Origin of the sequence: Acinetobacter sp. USHLN143 (assembly GCF_037145695.1) — a bacterium.
GTDB classification, from domain to species: Bacteria; Pseudomonadota; Gammaproteobacteria; order Pseudomonadales; family Moraxellaceae; genus Acinetobacter; species Acinetobacter fasciculus.
In genome coordinates this window covers 1-17,522 of the sequence record NZ_JBBCWZ010000037.1, presented here as the reverse complement: position 1 = coordinate 17,522, position 17,522 = coordinate 1, and the positions used below count along the sequence as shown (strand labels likewise).

Genomic DNA, 17,522 nt, shown 5'->3' with positions numbered 1-17,522 from the left:
GATTTAATAATCAAGTGAACTTTCATTTTTATTTAAAATCATACTTTTATCGATTTTTGCTTAACTTTTTTATTTCTCATTTTTGAGTTATTTCTTGATTTCATTATTGAAAATCGGGCATTTCTTTTATTTCTCGATAGAAAAGAGGGAGGGAATCGCTGAAATGATATTGATTAGGAACAAGAAAAAGAGGATTGATAAAATGACGATGAAAAATAAAAAAGCGCCTGACGGCGCTTTTTTTTTAATCATATTTATGGTGTTAGAATGACTTTACGACAGTCTTCTTCCTTTTTATCAAAAATACGGTAACCTTCCGCAGCATCTTCCAGTTTCATGCGATGGGTAATAATCAGATCTGGAGACAGATCTCCATTTTCGATATGTTCTAGCAACTGCGGCAAGTAATTATGCACATGAGTTTGTCCCATTTTAAAGGTTAAACCTTTGTCAAAGGCATCACCAAACAGGAAGCCGTGAATTGGACCGGCATAAACTCCAGGTACACTCACCACACCGCCGCGGCGGACCGCTGCAATACATTGTCTTAACGCTGAACCACTCGAACCTTCTAATTTAAGGTTAGTCATTACAGTTTCCAGCATGCTGCCTTTGGCTTCAAAACCGACCGCATCAATGACGGCATCGACTCCACGATAACCCGTGGTATTTTGAATGATAAATTCAGCGGCATCGACTTCATCAAAATTGACCGGAATCACCCCATAGGTTTGATGTGCGAAACTCAGACGATAAGGATGGTGATCGACCATAAAAATCTGCTCGGCACCGAGCATCCGCGCACAGGCAGCAGCCAGCAGACCGACTGGGCCAGCACCATAAATCGCCACACTGGAACCTCGACCAACTTGGGCATTGTTCACTGCTTGCCAGGCGGTTGGCAGAATATCAGTCAGGAATAATACTTTTTCATCAGGCAAGGAACCCGGTACTTTAAATGGCCCGACATTGCCTTTGGGAATGCGTACATATTCAGCTTGACCACCCGGTATACCACCATACAGATGGCTAAAGCCAAATAAAGCTGCCCCTGGTGGAATCTGTTTTTTATTGAGAATTGCACCACGACCGGTATTGGTATTTTCACAGGCAGCCATGAGTTCATGTTCACAGAAAAAACAGTGACCACATGCAATCACGAAAGGAATAATGACCCGGTCGCCTTTTTTGACTTCTGTGACTTCAGGGCCGACTTCTTCTACAATTCCCATAAATTCATGGCCGAAAATATCGCCATCTTCAGTGGCCGGAATTTTACCCCGGTATAGGTGCAGATCTGAGCCACAGATGGCAGTCGCTGTCACCCTTAAAATGACGTCATCTGGTTCCTGAATCACTGGATCTGGAACGGATTCAACTCGTACATCCCGAGCACCATGATAGGTAAGAGCACGCATGCGGATTTCCTCTTTCTAGTTCAACATTAAACAGACTCGTAGCAAGGCTGCCAAAAATTAAAAAACACTTGTATTAGAGCCTTAGGATGAAACAGCGCGCTGTAAATTAATGTATGAAATAAGGCATCCAACTGTTTAAAAAATAAACTTATATAGGGTTTGTGTAATTCATGACCTTATGTGTCGAATGAATAGAAAAGAACAGAATTAAAGAAACATCTAGACGTAGATGAAAAAATACAGGGGGGAAAATGGAAGAGAAAACATTAAAAATAGTGAATAAAAAAGAGATGAACAACGTTGGTCATTCATCTCTTATCTTAAATCTTACTAAAAGAGCTTTAGAACGTCTGTTCCAGACTTTCCAGTTCCATCATCAGTTCTAGCATTTGCTCTTCGGCTGTTTCCAGTTTGGCTTTTAGCTCGGTTTGCTCATTCATCAGTTTCAGCAAATCATTTTTACGTGATGCTTCGTATAAAGCACTGTCACCCAGCAGGTTTTCAATTTCAATCAGTCGCGGCTGTAGTTTGGCCATCTGTGCTTCGCATTTTTCAATATTCTTGCGAATCGGACGACTTAGTTCCCGCTGGCGAGCAGCTTCCTTACGTTGTGCTTCCTTGTCCAGTTTGGAAATAGTCGGTTTGACTTCGACTTGGGATTTCACCGGTTCTGCTGGCTTTTGCCCATTTTTAATCATCTCAATACGGGCTTGGCGTAACCAGTCAGCATAGGCAGTAAGATCACCATCAAACTCACGGCATTGACTATTATGTACCAGTAGCAGTTCATCACAGACGCTGGCGATGAGCTGACGTTCATGCGAAACTAGAACTACCGCGCCCTGAAAATCTTGTAAAGCCATAGTCAGTGCATGACGCATATCCAGGTCTAAATGGTTGGTCGGCTCATCCAGAATCAGTACATTCGGACGCTGCCAAACAATCAGTGCTAGGGCCAAACGTGCACGTTCACCGCCTGAGAAGCTTTCGCTTGGCGTATCCATACGTTCGCCACTAAAACCGAAACTACCCAAGAAGGAGCGTAGACTGGCTTCACTGATTTTTTTATCTGCGATGCGTGCCAGCTGTAACATTGGGCTGGCATTACCATCCAGTGCATCCATTTGATGCTGGGCAAAATAACCGATATTAAGCAGCTCTGAATCTTTACGCAGACCCTGAATCAGTTTTAAGTCACCGACCAAGGATTTAATCAGCGTTGATTTACCGGCACCATTCATACCGAGCAAACCGATCCGGCTGTTTGGCGTGATCTGCAAATTTACATTGGTCACAATCAGCTTGTCGCCATAACCGATATCGGCATGTTCCAGTTGCAATAATGGCGAACTCATTTTGGTCGGTTCACGGAAACTGAAGGTAAATGGCGTATCGACATGGGCTGCAGATAGTTCCTGCATTCGTTCCAGCTGTTTGATCCGGCTCTGTGCCTGTTTGGCTTTGGTCGCTTGCGCTTTAAAACGGTCAATATATTTTTGCAGATGCGCGCGGGTTTCCAGCTGCTTTTCATACGCCTGTTGCTGCTGCGCTAAACGCTCACTACGGGTGCGCTCAAAAGTCGAATAGTTACCGGTATATAAAATCAGTTCCTGATTTTCGATATGTAAAATGTGATCGGTAATCGCATCGAGGAAGTCCCGGTCATGCGAAATCAGTACCAGCGTACCTTCATAGGCTTTCAGCCAGTCTTCGAGCCAGAGAATTGCGTCCAAGTCCAGATGGTTGGTTGGTTCATCGAGGAGCAGTAAGTCTGATCGGCTCATCAGGGTACGTGCCAGATTCAAACGCATACGCCAGCCACCGGAAAAACTTGAAACATCCAGCTGTGATTGATGTTCAAAGAAGCCCAGACCGGCCATCAGTTGTGAAGCTTTGGCAGGAGCAGAATAACCTGAAATTTCATCAAAACGGCCATATAAATGAGCCAGTTCTGCATCATCCAGTTGATCCGGTTGATCGAGTTTCTGCTGAATATCCCAGTATTCTTCATCGCCCGACAAGACGAAATCAATGGCTTTCATATTCAGTGCTTTGATTTCCTGAGCCATATGCGCTACGGTCCATACCGCAGGTCGGGTCAGCGAACCGGTGTCCGATTCCATGCCGCCGAGCAAGGCTGAAAACAGGGTTGATTTTCCAGCACCATTGACACCGGTTAGGCCAATTTTCCATCCTGGGTGTAACTGCATCGACGCTTTTTGAAATAAAACACGTCCACCGCGACGTATAGATAACTGGTCTAACTGAATCATTGAGAAATCAAAGCTAAGAAATAAGATGCGCCTATTCTAAAGGAAAGCCCTGTGAAAATGAAAAATCTTACCGTTTTTGCTGAAATGAGTGTGCTTTTCACCTCTGTCAATTGATCTAGGGTGGACGCATAAGTTGAGTAAAAGCTCTATTTTATGCATGAACAGTGGTTTATAGTTCAGGCTGATGGAGCAAAAAATATCATAGAGTCAAATAAAAATGAAAAAGGGATGTTTAATTTTATCGGCACTGGGCATTTTGGTGTCGACTTCAACTCAAGCCAGAGTGAATGTCTGTGTTTTTGATTTACTGGGGAAATCTGGTGAGTCTTACAAACTGCTGGAGGAATGGGCGCTGGCAGCAAAAGGCTGGGGTGCCGAAATTCAGCTAAGCGCTTATCAGGATGAAGCCAAGGTCGATCAGGACGTCAAAGCCGGAAAATGTGATGCCTTCTATATGACCTCAATGCGTGCCCGGGCTTATAACAAATTTGCTGGATCGATTGATGCAATTGGCGGCGTGCCGAATAATGACATTGCCATGAAAGCCATCAGCTATGTACTGGATAAACGCAATAGCAAACGCCTGATCACCCAGATTGGCAAAGAAAAATTCGAAGTGGCGGGTATTGGTCAGATTGGCCCAGCCTATATTTTTGTTCGTGATCGTACTCTAAATAAACTGGAACAGGTCAAAGGCAAGAAATTTGCCGTGCTGCATTATGACTATGCGCAAAAAATCATGGTCGACCGGATTGAAGCAGTACCGGTCATGTCGGAAATTTCCAATTTTATTCGCAAGTTTAATCAGGGCGAAGTGGATATTGTCGCTGCACCGGCTTATGCATTTAAACCGCTGGAATTACAGAAAGGACTAGGCCGTCAAGGCGCAATGATTAATTTTCCGGTGATTAATGTCACTGCTGATCTGATTATTCGTCAGGAAAAGTTTCCGGCAAGCTTTGCCGCACAATCCCGAAACTGGTTTGTGAAACAGTTACCGCGCAGCTTTGCCATGGTCAAGCGCATGGAAGCTGAGATTCCAAGCAAATATATTCTGAATCTAAGCCGTGAAGATCGTGTGGCCTACCAAAAGATTCTGCGTGATGGGCGGATCGATTTAACCAAACAGGGGATTTATGATCAGGGCATGATGAACGTATTGAAACGCGCGCGTTGTACGGTAGAAAGAACCAATTTTGAATGTTCGATTGGTGGCGAATAAATCTGAAATCATGTATATCTTTGTAACTATATCTGGGTAAATGTAATTATAAGAAAGCAGTTTTAAATATTAAGATATTGATATTTAAATATATATTTAAAAATAACTTAGGCAACTATTGCTGATTTATCTTTATAGGCCAAAATGCCGGTTTTAAATGGAGTAAATGCTCTATTTTTTTTAATTAAACTTGCTTAATATTTGTCCCGTGTACGGACACTCAGCGAATAACAAGATTTCAAAGGATAACTACAATGAAAAAAACACTCTTATCATTGGCTGCATTCTCTGCATTTGGTTTTGCAAGTGCGGCCCATGCAGAAAAAGTCGATATCTGTGTGTTTGACTTACTGGGTAAATCCGGTGAGTCTTTCCAGATGGCGCAAGAATGGGCACTGGCTGCAAAAGGCTGGGGCGCAGAAATCAATCTGATTGCCCGTCAGGATGAAGCGGTTGCCGACAATGACTTCAAGGCCGGTAAATGTGATGGTGTGTTTATGACAGCCATGCGTGCCCGTCAATACAATAAATTTGCCGGTTCTATTGATGCACTGGGCGGTGCACCAAGTAATGCCATTGCCCAGCGTGCGATCAGTTTTGCTCTGGACAAACGTAATGCAGCGAAAATGGTCAGTAATATGGGCGGCAAAAAATACGAAATTGCCGGTATTTCACCGTTGGGTTCAGCATTTATTTTTGTTCGTGACAAGAATATCAATTCGATTGAAAAAGCCGCAGGGAAGAAATTCGCCGTACTCGGCTATGACGATGCCCAGAAAATCATGGTACAGCGCGTCGGTGCGCAGGCAGTGATCTCCGATGTTTCTAACTTTGTCGCCAAATTTAACAATGGTCAGGTGGATATGGTCGGTGCACCTGCTTATGCCTACAAGCCATTAGAAATCTATAAAGGTCTGGGTAATAACGGCGCAATGTTTAATTTCCCGGTACTGCATGTCACCTCTGATTTTGTGATTCGTCCGGAAAAATTCCCCGCAGGTTTTGGACAGAAATCGCGTGACTGGTTTATCAAAAACCTGCCAAAGAGCATGGGGATGATCAGCCGTCTGGAAGCGGGTATTCCGTCGAAATATAAAATGAATCTGAGCGCTGAAGATAAAACCAAGTATCAGAAAATGTTACGTGATGGCCGGATGGATATGACCAAACGCGGAATCTATGATGCCAGCATGATGTCGGTCTTAAAACGTGCACGCTGTTCTGTCGATAAGGCCAACTTTGAATGTTCAATTGCTGGCGAATAATCTGATTTTTAAAGAAAAAAGCTTAGATTGATCTAGGCTTTTTTTATGGCTGAACCAGGTCAGATCTGCCATTGTGCAGCGAATAAAATAGCTTAAGCTTGATTAACTATTAAATTCGCATGTTTTATATAAAAAACAATCACATGTGACTAAAAGTGCAATAACAAAAACAAGCGATAAGGAAATGAGGATGATGCATAGAGGATGGAAAGCACTGGCATTGGCTACGGCGACACTGACTGCTTCAGGTCTGGCACAAGCCAAACAGGTGATTTGCGTATTTGATCTGGTCGGTAAAAATGGTGATGTCTATAGTGTGATGAAAGACTATCAATTGGCGGCCAAAAATTGGGGTGCAGATGTCGAACTGCGGATAAATACCAATGAAGCGGTGGTCGCAGAAGATTTTAAAGCTGGAAAATGTGACGGCATCAGTGTGACCGGGATGCGTGGCCGTCAGTTTAATAATTTTACTGGTTCACTCGATGCCATTGGCGCGATTCCAGATTTGAATCTGGCGGTTAAAGTCATGCAGGGCTTGGCCAGTCCCACCTTCGCCAAACATATGCTGCAAGGCAAATATGAGGTGGTCGGTGTCATTCCTGTAGGTGATGCTTTTCTGTTAGTGAACGACCGCAGTATTAATACCGTTGCTAAAGCAGCCGGTAAAAAAATTGCCGTACTTGATTATGATGAAGCACAAAAAATCATGGTGCAGCAGGTCGGCGCACAGGCGGTGAGTGCCGATGTCACCAATTTTGGTGCCAAGTTTAACAATGGCCAGGTGGATATTATTGGTGCACCAGCAGCAGTATTTAAACCGCTGGAATTACATAAAGGTTTGGGTAACAAAGGTGCGATTGTGAATTATCCGGTGTTGCAGGTCACAGGCAATATCATTATCCGTCCAGATAAATTTCCGGCAGGTTACGGACAAAAATCACGTGAATGGGTAAGAAGCCAGTTACCACGTGCCTTTGGTATTTTAGGGAAAATGAAAGCGGACATTCCAGCAAAATACTGGATGGATATTCCTGCTGCAGACAAACCCGGTTACCAGAAAATGATGCGGGATTCCCGAATCGACCTGACCAAACGTGGCGTTTATGACAAACGCATGATGAAATTGCTGTGGCAATTCCGCTGCAAACAGAATCCCAAAAACTTTGAATGTGCTTTACAGGATGAGAACTACAAATAATCCTGATAAAATTACTCTGATTTGACTTTTAATCTGTGCAGACTGACCATATATTGAGTGTGCTATACTTAAATATGGTCTTTTCTTTTTAAAGACATTCCATTCAACAGAGGAATCCGCCATGAATGCCCAAGCGCTTGTGCTCACCGACAATGCCGCAAATAAAGTACGCCAGTTGCGTGACAGTGAAGGTAACCAAGACTTAATGCTCCGTGTCTATGTGACCGGTGGCGGCTGTTCAGGTTTCTCTTATGGCTTTAACTTTGCGGAAAGCCAGAATGAAGATGATGCAGAATTCGCCAATGGCGATGTTAAAGTCTTAGTCGATTCATTGAGTTATCAATATCTGGTCGGTTCAGTTGTAGATTATTTAGAAGGTCTGGAAGGTTCACGTTTCGTGGTACAAAACCCGAATGCGACCACGACCTGTGGTTGTGGATCTTCATTCTCGATCTAAATCCATGCACAAAAAAAAAGTCCTCTCAATGAGGACTTTTTTATATCTGGAAGAACGTTTAGCTATCCAGTTTTACCGCTTCAAGCAGGTCAAAGATCACGGTAGTGACATCCTGACTCAACTCGCGGTTATTAAAAATTTCATAGGCGCTAATGGTAATGTCGGTATCGCTTGGCAACAGACGCTGTTCTTCTTCGATCAGGTCATTGATCGGCAATAAGGTCTGTTTGATTTCCAGATGCAGAATATCTTTATATTCCAGATTTTCATCGTCGAGTTCAATCAGTTGTTCATTGAAATAAGGCAGCAAAATCGAATGAAGATAGGGTTGGATGTCCTCGATATCAAAGATTTCGATATCACGGGTTTCATCAATCGTACTAATGTGGTCATTTACTTCAATTAAAATATGGTAGTAACTCACACGAATCTCCAAAGATGGCCTAAACAATGTAGCCAATCACAATAACATGAAATCAGAATAGAGTGTTTTTTATAATACTTATACACTTAAATTAATTAAGGAATTCAAGCTGATCACTCAACGGTTATAAAGCAAGGTCTTGTCTGCAGGTTGTAGCTGGAAGTGTTGCAGATTCTGTTTACCCAGCACCGGATACATCAGTGCTTCCGGGTCATTATGGTGATACAGACCCAAGGCATGTCCGAGTTCATGTGCCAGAGTCAGACGAAGATCATCTTCTGCATCAAACTGATAAACATGAATTTGATTGCCCATAAACACGCCTTTATGAAATTCGCGGGCAGGGAAACGCTGTTGGGCTTGAATGATATTCTGTTGATGGTTTTGCAGATCATGTTGATGCATGGAAACATTTATATTAAAGGAACTTTGCTGTTCCTGCAGGTATTGAAGTTCCCGTTGAAAATTTTCCGATTTACGCTGTAAAGCCAAAACTTCATATTCAATTTGCTCACGCTCATAAGCAGATAAATTCGGCTGACGGCGTCGTTGCTGTAAGGCCTGAAATTCACTATTGATCTGATCTCTTTGCTGGATCAGGCGTTGCTGCTGACTTTCCAGATGCTGATGGGATGCTTCCAGGTTTTTGACCTGACGTTGATACTTGGCGTCATCTGCCAGCAACTGTTTTTCGACTTTCTTTAAGGCATCATAGTCTTGCTGGCGCTGATCATAGATCAGGTGAATACTCAGCCTAGCATTTTCATCATAGACCATCAAATCGTCACGATTGCTTCCCTGATGCCAGATCTCGATGGCTTCCTTGCTCAGTTGAATCACTTGATCTTTACTCAGTCCAAAGCCTGAATCGACCTGATCAATCCGGAAACGTAAGCGGGTATCGAAAGGATGAGTCAAACGATCAGCCAGCGAGTTATAGCGCAGTTGAGGATGGGTTTTGGCCTGCATATGCAGATAGGCAGACATGATCAATCCCACCACGAGCAGACAGAGCAGAAGACGCATATTTTTTATTTAAATGTTTATTTTTTAAAAATATAGCTTAATTTTAATACTTTTCCCATGCCTATTTGCTTTGCTGCCCCACTTTTGGGTAAAGCCCTAATTCGCCCAGAGCCTGCTGTAAAATTTCAAGGCGAATGGCTGGATTCATATTGGTTTGCATTTGCATATTTAGAGAAAATGCCACGATTTCAGCCTGCGGTGTTTCGACCCACCCGGTGAGCCAGCCGACTTGCGGTTCTACATCCATGCCCCAACCGGATTTGGCATACAGGCGATAAGCTTGCCGTTCCTGTAGAAGTAACATGGCTTTGACTTGCTGCTGGACTTGAGGATCAAAGGCTAGTTGCTCTCGGGCTAGAGCAGAGACAAATTCGACTTCCTGTTTTGGAGTGATTTTCAAAGGGCCTACCAACCAGAAGTTATCGACCTGCCGACCAATCTGCTGATTACCAAATTGGATGCGTTGTACTTCCTGCTGCATTAATTCCAAACCAATATGACGTGCCAGTTCCTGATAGACGGGTACAGCAGAAGCTTGCATGGCTTCGCCGAGCGTCATGTCTTTTTCCCAGGCTGCAAAACTGCGTTTCTTGCCATCCCATTTAAAAATCTCATTGGTTGTGGCTTTACCATGTTGTAGACCAATCAGGGCATTGAGCATTTTGAAAGTAGAGGCTGGAACATATTCGGTACCTGCACGGCTTAAATCATTGCCATAGACCTGTACTTTTTGACCACGCTGAATCACTAAAACGCCAGAACTTTGCGCCTGATCAAATAATTGGGCAATGGCTTGAGTCGATTGAGTTGAAGTGATCTGAGAAGGGAAAGATGAAACAGGTGAGGTACACGCTGTCAGGCCCAAGCAACTCAGTAAAGGTAGCAAAATCAGAATTTTCATGGGTTCAGGGTATTTTAATGTTTGATTTAACTTAAACAGCTTTTCCTGAAAATACGATCAAATTTTGGTAATTTTTATTTTATTCCTTCAAGTCGAAACATAAAAAAACCGCGCGAAAGCGCGGTTTTTTCAGTTAAAGCGACAAATTATTTTTTGTCATCTTTCACTTCAGTGAACTCAGCATCTACAACGCCGTCGTCCGCTTTTTGAGATTGACCTTCGCCGCCTTGGAATGCATTCGGGTCAAAACCTTGCGCACCGCCTTGGCCTTGCGCTGCTTCATATGCACGTTGTGTAATTGGCATGATGATGTTTTGCAGCGCTTCAGTTTTCGCTTTGATTTCTTCAACGTCATTTTCTTTAGTTGCAGCTTCAAGCTCAGAAACCGCAGTTTCGATTGCAGTTTTTTCGTCTGCAGTCACTTGTTCACCAAGATCTTTCACTGCTTTTTGTGAAGAAGCAACTAAAGCATCCGCTTCGTTGCGTGCTTTTGCAAGCTCTTCAAATTTACGGTCTTCTTCAGCATTCGCTTCAGCATCTTTGATCATTGCTTCGATTTCAGCATCAGACAAACCTGAGTTTGCTTTAATCTGGATCGATTGCTCTTTACCAGTGCTCTTGTCTTTCGCAGATACTTTCAAGATACCATCAGCATTGATGTCGAAAGATACTTCAATTTGTGGCACACCACGTGGCGCAGGTGGGATGTCGCCTAACTGGAAGTTACCCAACAATTTGTTTTGCTGCGCCATTTTACGTTCACCTTGGTAAACTGAAATGTCTACAGCAGGCTGGTTGTCCGCAGCAGTTGAGAACACTTGAGATTTCTTTGCAGGAATCGTGGTGTTTTTCTCGATGATTGCAGTCAACACGCCGCCCATAGTTTCAATACCAAGTGTCAACGGAGTTACGTCAAGTAGAAGTACGTCAGTTTTGTCACCTGAAAGTACCGCACCTTGAATCGCAGCACCCATGGCGACTGCTTCGTCAGGGTTTACGTCTTTACGTGGCTCTTTACCGAAGAATTCTTGAACCTTCTGTTGAACCATTGGCATACGAGACTGACCGCCCACCAGGATTACGTCAGAGATGTCAGAAGTCGAAAGACCCGCATCTTTAAGCGCAATACGGCAAGGTTCAATGGTACGCGCAACCAGGTCAGCAACCAGACCTTCAAGTTTTGCACGTGTTACGTTGATCACTAAGTGTTTAGGACCAGTCGCATCAGCAGTGATGTATGGAAGGTTGATTTCAGTTGCATTTGAAGAAGAAAGCTCGATTTTCGCTTTCTCCGCAGCTTCTTTTAAACGCTGTAACGCCAGTGGATCTTGTTTCAGGTTAAAGTTTTGTTCTTTCTTGAACTCTTCAACCAGGAACTCGATTAACGCGTTATCGAAGTCTTCACCACCTAGGAATGTATCACCGTTAGTCGACAATACTTCAATTTGCTGGTCGCCATCAAGGTCCGCAATTTCAATGATTGAAACGTCGAAAGTACCACCACCCAAGTCATAAACCGCGATTTTACGATCGCCTTCTTTCTTGTCCATACCAAACGCAAGTGCCGCAGCAGTTGGCTCGTTGATGATACGTTTAACTTCTAAACCTGCAATTTTACCTGCATCTTTAGTTGCTTGACGCTGTGCATCGTTGAAGTAAGCAGGAACAGTAATAACAGCTTCAGTTACGGTTTCGCCCAGGTAATCTTCAGCAGTTTTCTTCATCTTTTTCAAGATTTCAGCAGAAACCTGTTGTGGCGCCAATTTTTTGTCGTTGACATCAACCCAAGCATCACCGTTGTCGGCTTTGATGATTTTGTAAGGAACCAGACCGATATCTTTTTGTACCGCTTGGTCTTCATAACGACGACCGATCAAACGTTTGATCGCGAACAATGTATTTTTCGGATTCGTTACTGCTTGACGCTTTGCAGATTGACCTACCAGAATTTCGCCATCTTTATAGGCAATAATAGATGGAGTGGTACGCGCGCCTTCAGCGTTTTCGATTACTTTAACTTTGTCGCCTTCAAGTACTGCAACACATGAGTTTGTAGTACCTAAGTCAATACCAATGATTTTAGCCATTTGGATGTTTCCTCTAAAATTTTTTTGTGATTTACACTTGTTATCCGATATGAGAGCCGTTCGATTTTTTTCAAGTAAAATTTTTGAAAAATTTCACAAACTCCCGAATTTATTTGGCTTAAGCGCCGACCATCACCATGGCAGGACGCAATAAGCGACTGTTAAGCGTGTAGCCTTTTTGCAAAACAGTCCCAATTTCATTTGCTTTGGCATTTGGATCAATCCCGACTGCCTGATGCAGGTCAGCATTGAAACCCTTGTTGGTATCCACTGCCACAACCCCAAATTTCTCCAAGGTATGCAATAAAGATTTAAGGGTCAGTTCAACACCTTCACGCAATGGTGTTTGCTCTTCACCTGCAGCCACAATGGCACGTTCCAGATTGTCGACTGTTTCTAGAAGCTCTTTAGAGAACTTTTCCAGAACTGTATCTTTATGCTTTTCAGATTCACGCTGAATACGTTCAACACTCTTTTGTGCTTCATAAACTGCATTGGCGGTACGGGCTTTTTCTAACTTTAAATCACCTTCAAGCTGCGCAATCTGCTCTTGTAAAGACTCAACGGAAACTTCAGCCTGCTCGGTTTCAGCTTGAGTTTGCGCTGTATCTTGTTCCGCTTGCTCTTGCTCAAGTTGTTGAGCTTGCTCGTTTTGCTCAGTCGCCATTGATTTACTCCGTTTAAATGGGTTCTTAAACATGTACAGTCCTTAGGCCTCAGTGTTCACTGCGTTTATGCTGAACTGCCATGGTTGTGAAGTTCTTGATTACCTAAAGAAATCGGGGCAGGGTGTAAAAATTCAAGCGTCGACCCAGATTAAATTTAAGATTTATACAAAATACTGAATCCAGCGGACAGCAGAACAAGCTATTCAGAACACAACAGCAGGATAGGATGAGAATAAAATACACGGACATCAGCAGCGACGAATCCGGATTTTGAGCTATATAGATTTAAATCGCGACCAAATCCAAGAATTAATTATTTGAAAATCAATATAAAAAATGACTAATCGTATTTTTGAATCAAATTGATAATTTTAATCCGTTTTAAGTATGGGTAAAAACATTGCATCATACTTTTATTAACAGCGACCTTGTTCAGAGGAGAGAGCCGAACCCGGTTGCTGTTGCTCTATTCTAAAGTTGCTTTTTTCAAGCTGAGCCCCCCAAGACTCAGCTTTTTTTTGCCTGTTTATTTATTAGACATAAAAGCGATTAATATCTAAGCAATAAAGTCTTTCACAATAAATGAACTTTTGATTAATATTTATTCCAGATTCTATCGCTGTAGTTTCTTCTTATTTTGAAATGTGTTTTCGTGGCTTATCCTGTTCTCTAGATAAGCCTTTTTTTTGTCCAGAATTTACCTTTTTTGAATTTGTTGGAATCAGTCGTCTCTATTTTAGCGGTTTGTAAGATAAAACTTACAGCTTGGATAGTGAATGTCCGCTTCATGAGAGCAAGTTGATTCGATAGGATAATTTATGTAGAGAACAGGATGTTCTGGTTGAATTGCTGAGAAGCATAAGCGAAGTGGAAGTTCGTTTAACATAACCCTCTGCAAAGGCCCTAAAGAAATTTTCTTTAGGGCCTTTGTCTATCTGGCAGCTACCTTTTTCATTAAAAAAGCCCAGTCTGGGCTTTTAATAGAGAGGGTGATTCAAGTCTTAGTCACGACGATCCCGTGAACGTTGTTCCTGATGACGTCGGTTGTCATTCCAGCGTTGATTAGAACGATTTTGCTGGACTTTTTTACTGCGTTGATCTTTTACACGTTTACGCTCCAGATCCTGACGACGTTTACGTTCTGCCTCTGCCTGTTTTTGCCGTTGCGTCATGATATTTTTACGTTGCTGTTCATGGTGCTGTCGTTCCAGTTGGCTTTTACGTCGATCCAGCTCTAACTGTCTTTTACGATCCTGCTCCCAATTGCGACGTTGTAATTCCTGTTTACGTCGATCCAGTTCAATGCGTTTGCGTTGCTGTTCATATTCCCAGCGTTGCCGCTCATAGCGACGATCTTGTTCATAACGCCGGTCCAGTTCATAGCGACGGTCATAACGCTGATCATAGCGGCCATCATAATAGCCACCATCTTCAGGAAATGCGACGCAGCCTACAGCTAAAAATGCAGTCGCCAAAGACAAAGCTATAATTTTTCTAGCCATAGGCATCCTCCCGATTTGTAATAAAAAATATACTTAAGCTCGCAAAAGTACGTCAAAAATAACCTTTAAACGGTCAATGACATCTTTTATAAATGAGGGTAACGTATCGAGTAGAAGCTATATGTACATTGATATTAAGACTTATATAAGAATATGGTCACTGAAACACTAATCGTGTAGAAACTATGAAGAATTAAGAGAATAAGGACTAAAAATAATGACTGTGAATCCTCCGGTTCTGAAAAGTGTGATGGAAAAGGGACAAGGGACGGCAGCGCGTATGCTGGACCGTTTACCTGGCATTGCACAGGAAGCATTGGTCAAGGCTCTGGATTATCCTCATGTTTATCCTGATTTAGATCCATTGGTTAAATGCCTGATGGCCATCCAGATAAAACAGGGGCATAGCAGTTTTATTAGTGAGGATCTGGCTCATTCGCGCACATTGTTTGATGCACGTATGAAAGCCATCCGGGCTAGACCGACCGCGGTCAAATTTGTTGAAGAGCTCCGCCTTCCTCTACAGAGTGGCAGCATCTTTGCCCGGCATTATCATCCAGCTCCACAAAAGAAGTTGCCGATGGTGATTTTTTATCATGGCGGTGCATTTATGGTGGGTGGTCTGGACAGTCATGATGAATTCTGTCGCTTGCTGGCAGTACATGCCAAAGTACAGGTGCTAAGCGTGGCTTATCCGCTGACGCCAGAATTTAGCCCCTTGCAGATGGTACAGGTTTGTGAAGATGCCTTGGCTTGGGCACATCAGCATAGTAAGCAACTAAAAATCTATAAAAATCGTATTGCCGTAGCAGGGGACAGTGCGGGCGGAAATCTGGCTACTGTGGTGGCACAGCGCAGTGCAGGTAAATCTTATGCCGCACGAGCACAGCTTTTGCTTTATCCGGCGGTCGACTTTAAAAGTCGCCATCCTTCTTTTTATGCCTATAAAGATGGACTGGTACTTTCGGAACAGGATATTGATCTGGTGACCTTCATGTATGCCCAAACCCATCAGATTGAACTGGATGATCCGCTGATTTCACCCACCTATGGTGAATTGCAAAACTTGCCGCCAAGTTATGTGATTACTGCACGTCATGATGTCCTGCATGATGAAGGTTCAATCTATGCACATAAACTACGTCAGAATGGCGTGAGTGTTCATTATCATGAATATACCGATCAGGCACATGGTTTTATTAACCTGACGCCGATCTCCCGCCGTGCCAAAAAATATGTGATTGAGATCAGCAAAAATTTCCGCAAATTTTGGGACAAAAATAGTTAAATCCAAGGCATGAATGTAAAAAGGTGTTTCTCATGAAACACCTTTTTTGTAGATAGGTTTTTATCAGTTCTTATACTTTGCTGCTGATCTGCGCTTCAGGAAAGATCAGATTGAATTTGGGGACATAAAAGCTTTGCAGCAATTTGGCTTTGGAAAAATCTGGAAATATATTCTCGGCATCTTTCCATTCTACTTGCGAGAGTTTGGAGAGGTGACCGCGGAACTGTGGACTAAACTGAAAACGCTGACCTTTCCAGGCTTGCTGAATCTTCAGCATAGATGCTGGAATATGATGACTATTAATATAGAACTGGCGTGCGGATTTGGTTTTCTTCAGCCGAATCGTCATATGCTGGTTCTGATGCTGAATTTGACACAGTACTTCCTGATCCTTTTCCTGCCATTCAAACTGCGCATGTTCTTTGGGAATGCCCCATAAATGCTGACCGTGTACCACAGACTCATGGGTAGACACATAAATTTTAGGAATTGAGCTGAGGCGTCGTTTACTAATTAAAGGATGATCCAGAATCAGTAACTCATCATAAGGGCCAATCGGCGAAGCGTGATAACGCACCAATAAGACTTGGACCATACGACCCAGCGGAGAAGGCGCAATACGGAACTGTTTTGCTTGCTCAATAAAGCTTGGGGTCAGCCAATAATTCAGAATAAAACCCTCACCCTGCAAACGCCAAGGTGGAAACTGGTGGATATTTTGCTCCTGTAATAATGCATGCTTCATTCTTATTCTCTTGTCTTTAGTCGGCAGGTCACTGCATTATGAGTTATAAAAGATTAATATATAGTCATTCACAACCATTACTTCTAAGTAGATGAGTTAATAAATGTTAAAGAAATCATTATGTGTCATCGCACTTGCTGCGGTCAGTCTGCCAAGCTTTGCTGAAAATACGATTATTGAGATGAAGACTTCATCTGGAAATATTGAAATTGAACTCTTCAATGACAAAGCACCAATCTCGGCAAAGAACTTCGAAAGCTATGTAAAGAGCAACTTCTATAAGGATACGATTTTTCACCGCGTCATTCCAGGTTTTATGGTGCAGGGTGGTGGCTTTGATGTGAACATGCAGGAAAAAGCCAATACCAAAGCACCCATTAAAAACGAATCATCGAATGGTCTGCAAAATAAACGCGGTACTTTAGCCATGGCGCGTACCAATCAGCCAGATTCTGCCCGAGCACAATTTTTTGTGAACCTGGTCGATAATGATTTCCTGGATCGTTCTGCTAGAAATGCCGGCTATGCGGTATTTGGTAAGGTCATTAAAGGCATGGATATCGTCGATCAGATTGCTAAAGTACCGACCCGAAACTATGGAATGCATCAAAATGTGCCGGTGAACCCTGTAAAAATCACCAGTGTGACGATTAAAGCACCAGTCGTGAAAAACTAGACATAGAATAAAGCAGAAATATTTAATTTATATTTCTGTTTTAAAAATATGTACTTATGTAATGAATTGTATGGAATTGAACCAATTTGGTGCATAAAAATAAAACACTCGTGATTCATGTGCGTTAAAAGCGCTTGCACGTGTAAGAAATTGCCCTATAATGAGCACATACCGACGAGATACACGGTGATGAACGAAGCGAGATGCTGAGTTATTCGGTGTTTTGAGTCCAGCTTCTAGCACTGACGAGGTGTTAGAAAGATCATTAAGAGATTATGAAGAACAACTTGTGTGGATTTTTACTGGTTGATCGATCGAAATTATTTTCATTGATTGATGGTAGAAATTACTCGAAGTTTATTTGAGAAA

At 42.7% G+C, this 17,522-nt stretch carries 15 protein-coding genes; 6 read left to right on the top strand and 9 right to left on the bottom strand.

Going from position 1 to position 17,522, the window contains the following annotated elements:
* Positions 1–254: 254 nt before the first annotated feature.
* Both WFH18_RS10615 and WFH18_RS10610 read right to left on the bottom strand, forming a co-directional pair.
* The gene (locus tag WFH18_RS10615) at positions 255–1,418 is read right to left on the bottom strand and encodes a zinc-dependent alcohol dehydrogenase (protein WP_005104957.1); all 1,164 of its coding nucleotides are present in this window, start codon (positions 1,416–1,418) and stop codon (positions 255–257) included.
* Positions 1,419–1,759: 341 nt separating this feature from the next.
* A complete protein-coding gene (locus WFH18_RS10610; RefSeq protein WP_148335185.1) occupies positions 1,760–3,691 on the bottom strand; it encodes an ATP-binding cassette domain-containing protein in 1,932 nt (643 codons plus the stop codon).
* 217 nt (positions 3,692–3,908) lie between these two features.
* On the opposite strand from WFH18_RS10610, the gene WFH18_RS10605 reads away from it, so the two are divergent.
* The 4 genes from WFH18_RS10605 to erpA all read left to right on the top strand — a co-directional run bounded on the left by WFH18_RS10605 (position 3,909) and on the right by erpA (position 7,836).
* Positions 3,909–4,913: a putative solute-binding protein gene (locus WFH18_RS10605; RefSeq protein WP_005094847.1), complete on the top strand. Its 1,005-nt coding sequence runs from the start codon at positions 3,909–3,911 to the stop codon at positions 4,911–4,913.
* A 254-nt stretch (positions 4,914–5,167) separates the two neighbouring features.
* Entirely contained in the window at positions 5,168–6,178 is a 1,011-nt protein-coding gene (locus WFH18_RS10600) for a putative solute-binding protein (RefSeq protein ID WP_005094844.1), read from the top strand.
* Positions 6,179–6,371: 193 nt separating this feature from the next.
* On the top strand, positions 6,372–7,379 hold the full coding sequence (locus WFH18_RS10595; RefSeq protein WP_336754842.1) for a putative solute-binding protein: 1,008 nt from the start codon (positions 6,372–6,374) through the stop codon (positions 7,377–7,379).
* A 121-nt stretch (positions 7,380–7,500) separates the two neighbouring features.
* The gene (erpA, locus tag WFH18_RS10590; RefSeq protein WP_004281944.1) at positions 7,501–7,836 is read left to right on the top strand and encodes an iron-sulfur cluster insertion protein ErpA; all 336 of its coding nucleotides are present in this window, start codon (positions 7,501–7,503) and stop codon (positions 7,834–7,836) included.
* Between the two features lie 58 nt (positions 7,837–7,894).
* Here the strand turns inward: erpA and WFH18_RS10585 are convergent, their stop codons facing one another.
* The 6 genes from WFH18_RS10585 to WFH18_RS10560 form a co-directional block, all read right to left on the bottom strand.
* Positions 7,895–8,272, bottom strand: coding sequence for a hypothetical protein (locus WFH18_RS10585; protein WP_016806936.1), 378 nt, complete (start codon positions 8,270–8,272; stop codon positions 7,895–7,897).
* 105 nt (positions 8,273–8,377) lie between these two features.
* Positions 8,378–9,286 (bottom strand): matrixin family metalloprotease, encoded by a 909-nt coding sequence (locus WFH18_RS10580; RefSeq protein ID WP_336754835.1) that lies wholly within the window; start codon positions 9,284–9,286, stop codon positions 8,378–8,380.
* A 61-nt stretch (positions 9,287–9,347) separates the two neighbouring features.
* The gene (gene blaOXA, locus WFH18_RS10575) at positions 9,348–10,187 is read right to left on the bottom strand and encodes an OXA-134 family carbapenem-hydrolyzing class D beta-lactamase (RefSeq protein ID WP_336754833.1); all 840 of its coding nucleotides are present in this window, start codon (positions 10,185–10,187) and stop codon (positions 9,348–9,350) included.
* A 146-nt stretch (positions 10,188–10,333) separates the two neighbouring features.
* Positions 10,334–12,274, bottom strand: a complete 1,941-nt coding sequence (gene dnaK, locus WFH18_RS10570) for a molecular chaperone DnaK (protein ID WP_071852338.1) — start codon at positions 12,272–12,274, stop codon at positions 10,334–10,336.
* 118 nt (positions 12,275–12,392) lie between these two features.
* Positions 12,393–12,941 (bottom strand): nucleotide exchange factor GrpE, encoded by a 549-nt coding sequence (gene grpE, locus WFH18_RS10565; RefSeq protein ID WP_336754840.1) that lies wholly within the window; start codon positions 12,939–12,941, stop codon positions 12,393–12,395.
* A 1,002-nt stretch (positions 12,942–13,943) separates the two neighbouring features.
* Complete coding sequence (locus WFH18_RS10560; protein WP_336754831.1) at positions 13,944–14,444, bottom strand: hypothetical protein; 501 nt, start codon at positions 14,442–14,444, stop codon at positions 13,944–13,946.
* A gap of 217 nt (positions 14,445–14,661) precedes the next feature.
* On the opposite strand from WFH18_RS10560, the gene WFH18_RS10555 reads away from it, so the two are divergent.
* A complete protein-coding gene (locus WFH18_RS10555) occupies positions 14,662–15,732 on the top strand; it encodes an alpha/beta hydrolase (protein WP_168730573.1) in 1,071 nt (356 codons plus the stop codon).
* 70 nt (positions 15,733–15,802) lie between these two features.
* On the opposite strand, the gene WFH18_RS10550 is transcribed toward WFH18_RS10555, so the two are convergent.
* Positions 15,803–16,477, bottom strand: a complete 675-nt coding sequence (locus WFH18_RS10550) for an acetoacetate decarboxylase family protein (protein WP_174894023.1) — start codon at positions 16,475–16,477, stop codon at positions 15,803–15,805.
* A gap of 103 nt (positions 16,478–16,580) precedes the next feature.
* On the opposite strand from WFH18_RS10550, the gene WFH18_RS10545 reads away from it, so the two are divergent.
* Complete coding sequence (locus WFH18_RS10545; protein WP_114541702.1) at positions 16,581–17,153, top strand: peptidylprolyl isomerase; 573 nt, start codon at positions 16,581–16,583, stop codon at positions 17,151–17,153.
* Positions 17,154–17,522 lie beyond the last annotated feature (369 nt).

Bases quoted from the DNA above. Each gene is read 5' to 3' on its own strand.
- WFH18_RS10615 (WP_005104957.1), bottom strand. From the start codon at position 1,418: ATGCGTGCTCTTACCTATCATGGTGCTCGGGATGTACGAGTTGAATCC.
- WFH18_RS10610 (WP_148335185.1), bottom strand. From the start codon at position 3,691: ATGATTCAGTTAGACCAGTTATCTATACGTCGCGGTGGACGTGTTTTA.
- WFH18_RS10605 (WP_005094847.1), top strand. From the start codon at position 3,909: ATGAAAAAGGGATGTTTAATTTTATCGGCACTGGGCATTTTGGTGTCG.
- WFH18_RS10600 (WP_005094844.1), top strand. From the start codon at position 5,168: ATGAAAAAAACACTCTTATCATTGGCTGCATTCTCTGCATTTGGTTTT.
- WFH18_RS10595 (WP_336754842.1), top strand. From the start codon at position 6,372: ATGCATAGAGGATGGAAAGCACTGGCATTGGCTACGGCGACACTGACT.
- erpA (WP_004281944.1), top strand. From the start codon at position 7,501: ATGAATGCCCAAGCGCTTGTGCTCACCGACAATGCCGCAAATAAAGTA.
- WFH18_RS10580 (WP_336754835.1), bottom strand. From the start codon at position 9,286: ATGCGTCTTCTGCTCTGTCTGCTCGTGGTGGGATTGATCATGTCTGCC.
- blaOXA (WP_336754833.1), bottom strand. From the start codon at position 10,187: ATGAAAATTCTGATTTTGCTACCTTTACTGAGTTGCTTGGGCCTGACA.
- dnaK (WP_071852338.1), bottom strand. From the start codon at position 12,274: ATGGCTAAAATCATTGGTATTGACTTAGGTACTACAAACTCATGTGTT.
- grpE (WP_336754840.1), bottom strand. From the start codon at position 12,941: ATGGCGACTGAGCAAAACGAGCAAGCTCAACAACTTGAGCAAGAGCAA.
- WFH18_RS10560 (WP_336754831.1), bottom strand. From the start codon at position 14,444: ATGGCTAGAAAAATTATAGCTTTGTCTTTGGCGACTGCATTTTTAGCT.
- WFH18_RS10555 (WP_168730573.1), top strand. From the start codon at position 14,662: ATGACTGTGAATCCTCCGGTTCTGAAAAGTGTGATGGAAAAGGGACAA.
- WFH18_RS10550 (WP_174894023.1), bottom strand. From the start codon at position 16,477: ATGAAGCATGCATTATTACAGGAGCAAAATATCCACCAGTTTCCACCT.
- WFH18_RS10545 (WP_114541702.1), top strand. From the start codon at position 16,581: ATGTTAAAGAAATCATTATGTGTCATCGCACTTGCTGCGGTCAGTCTG.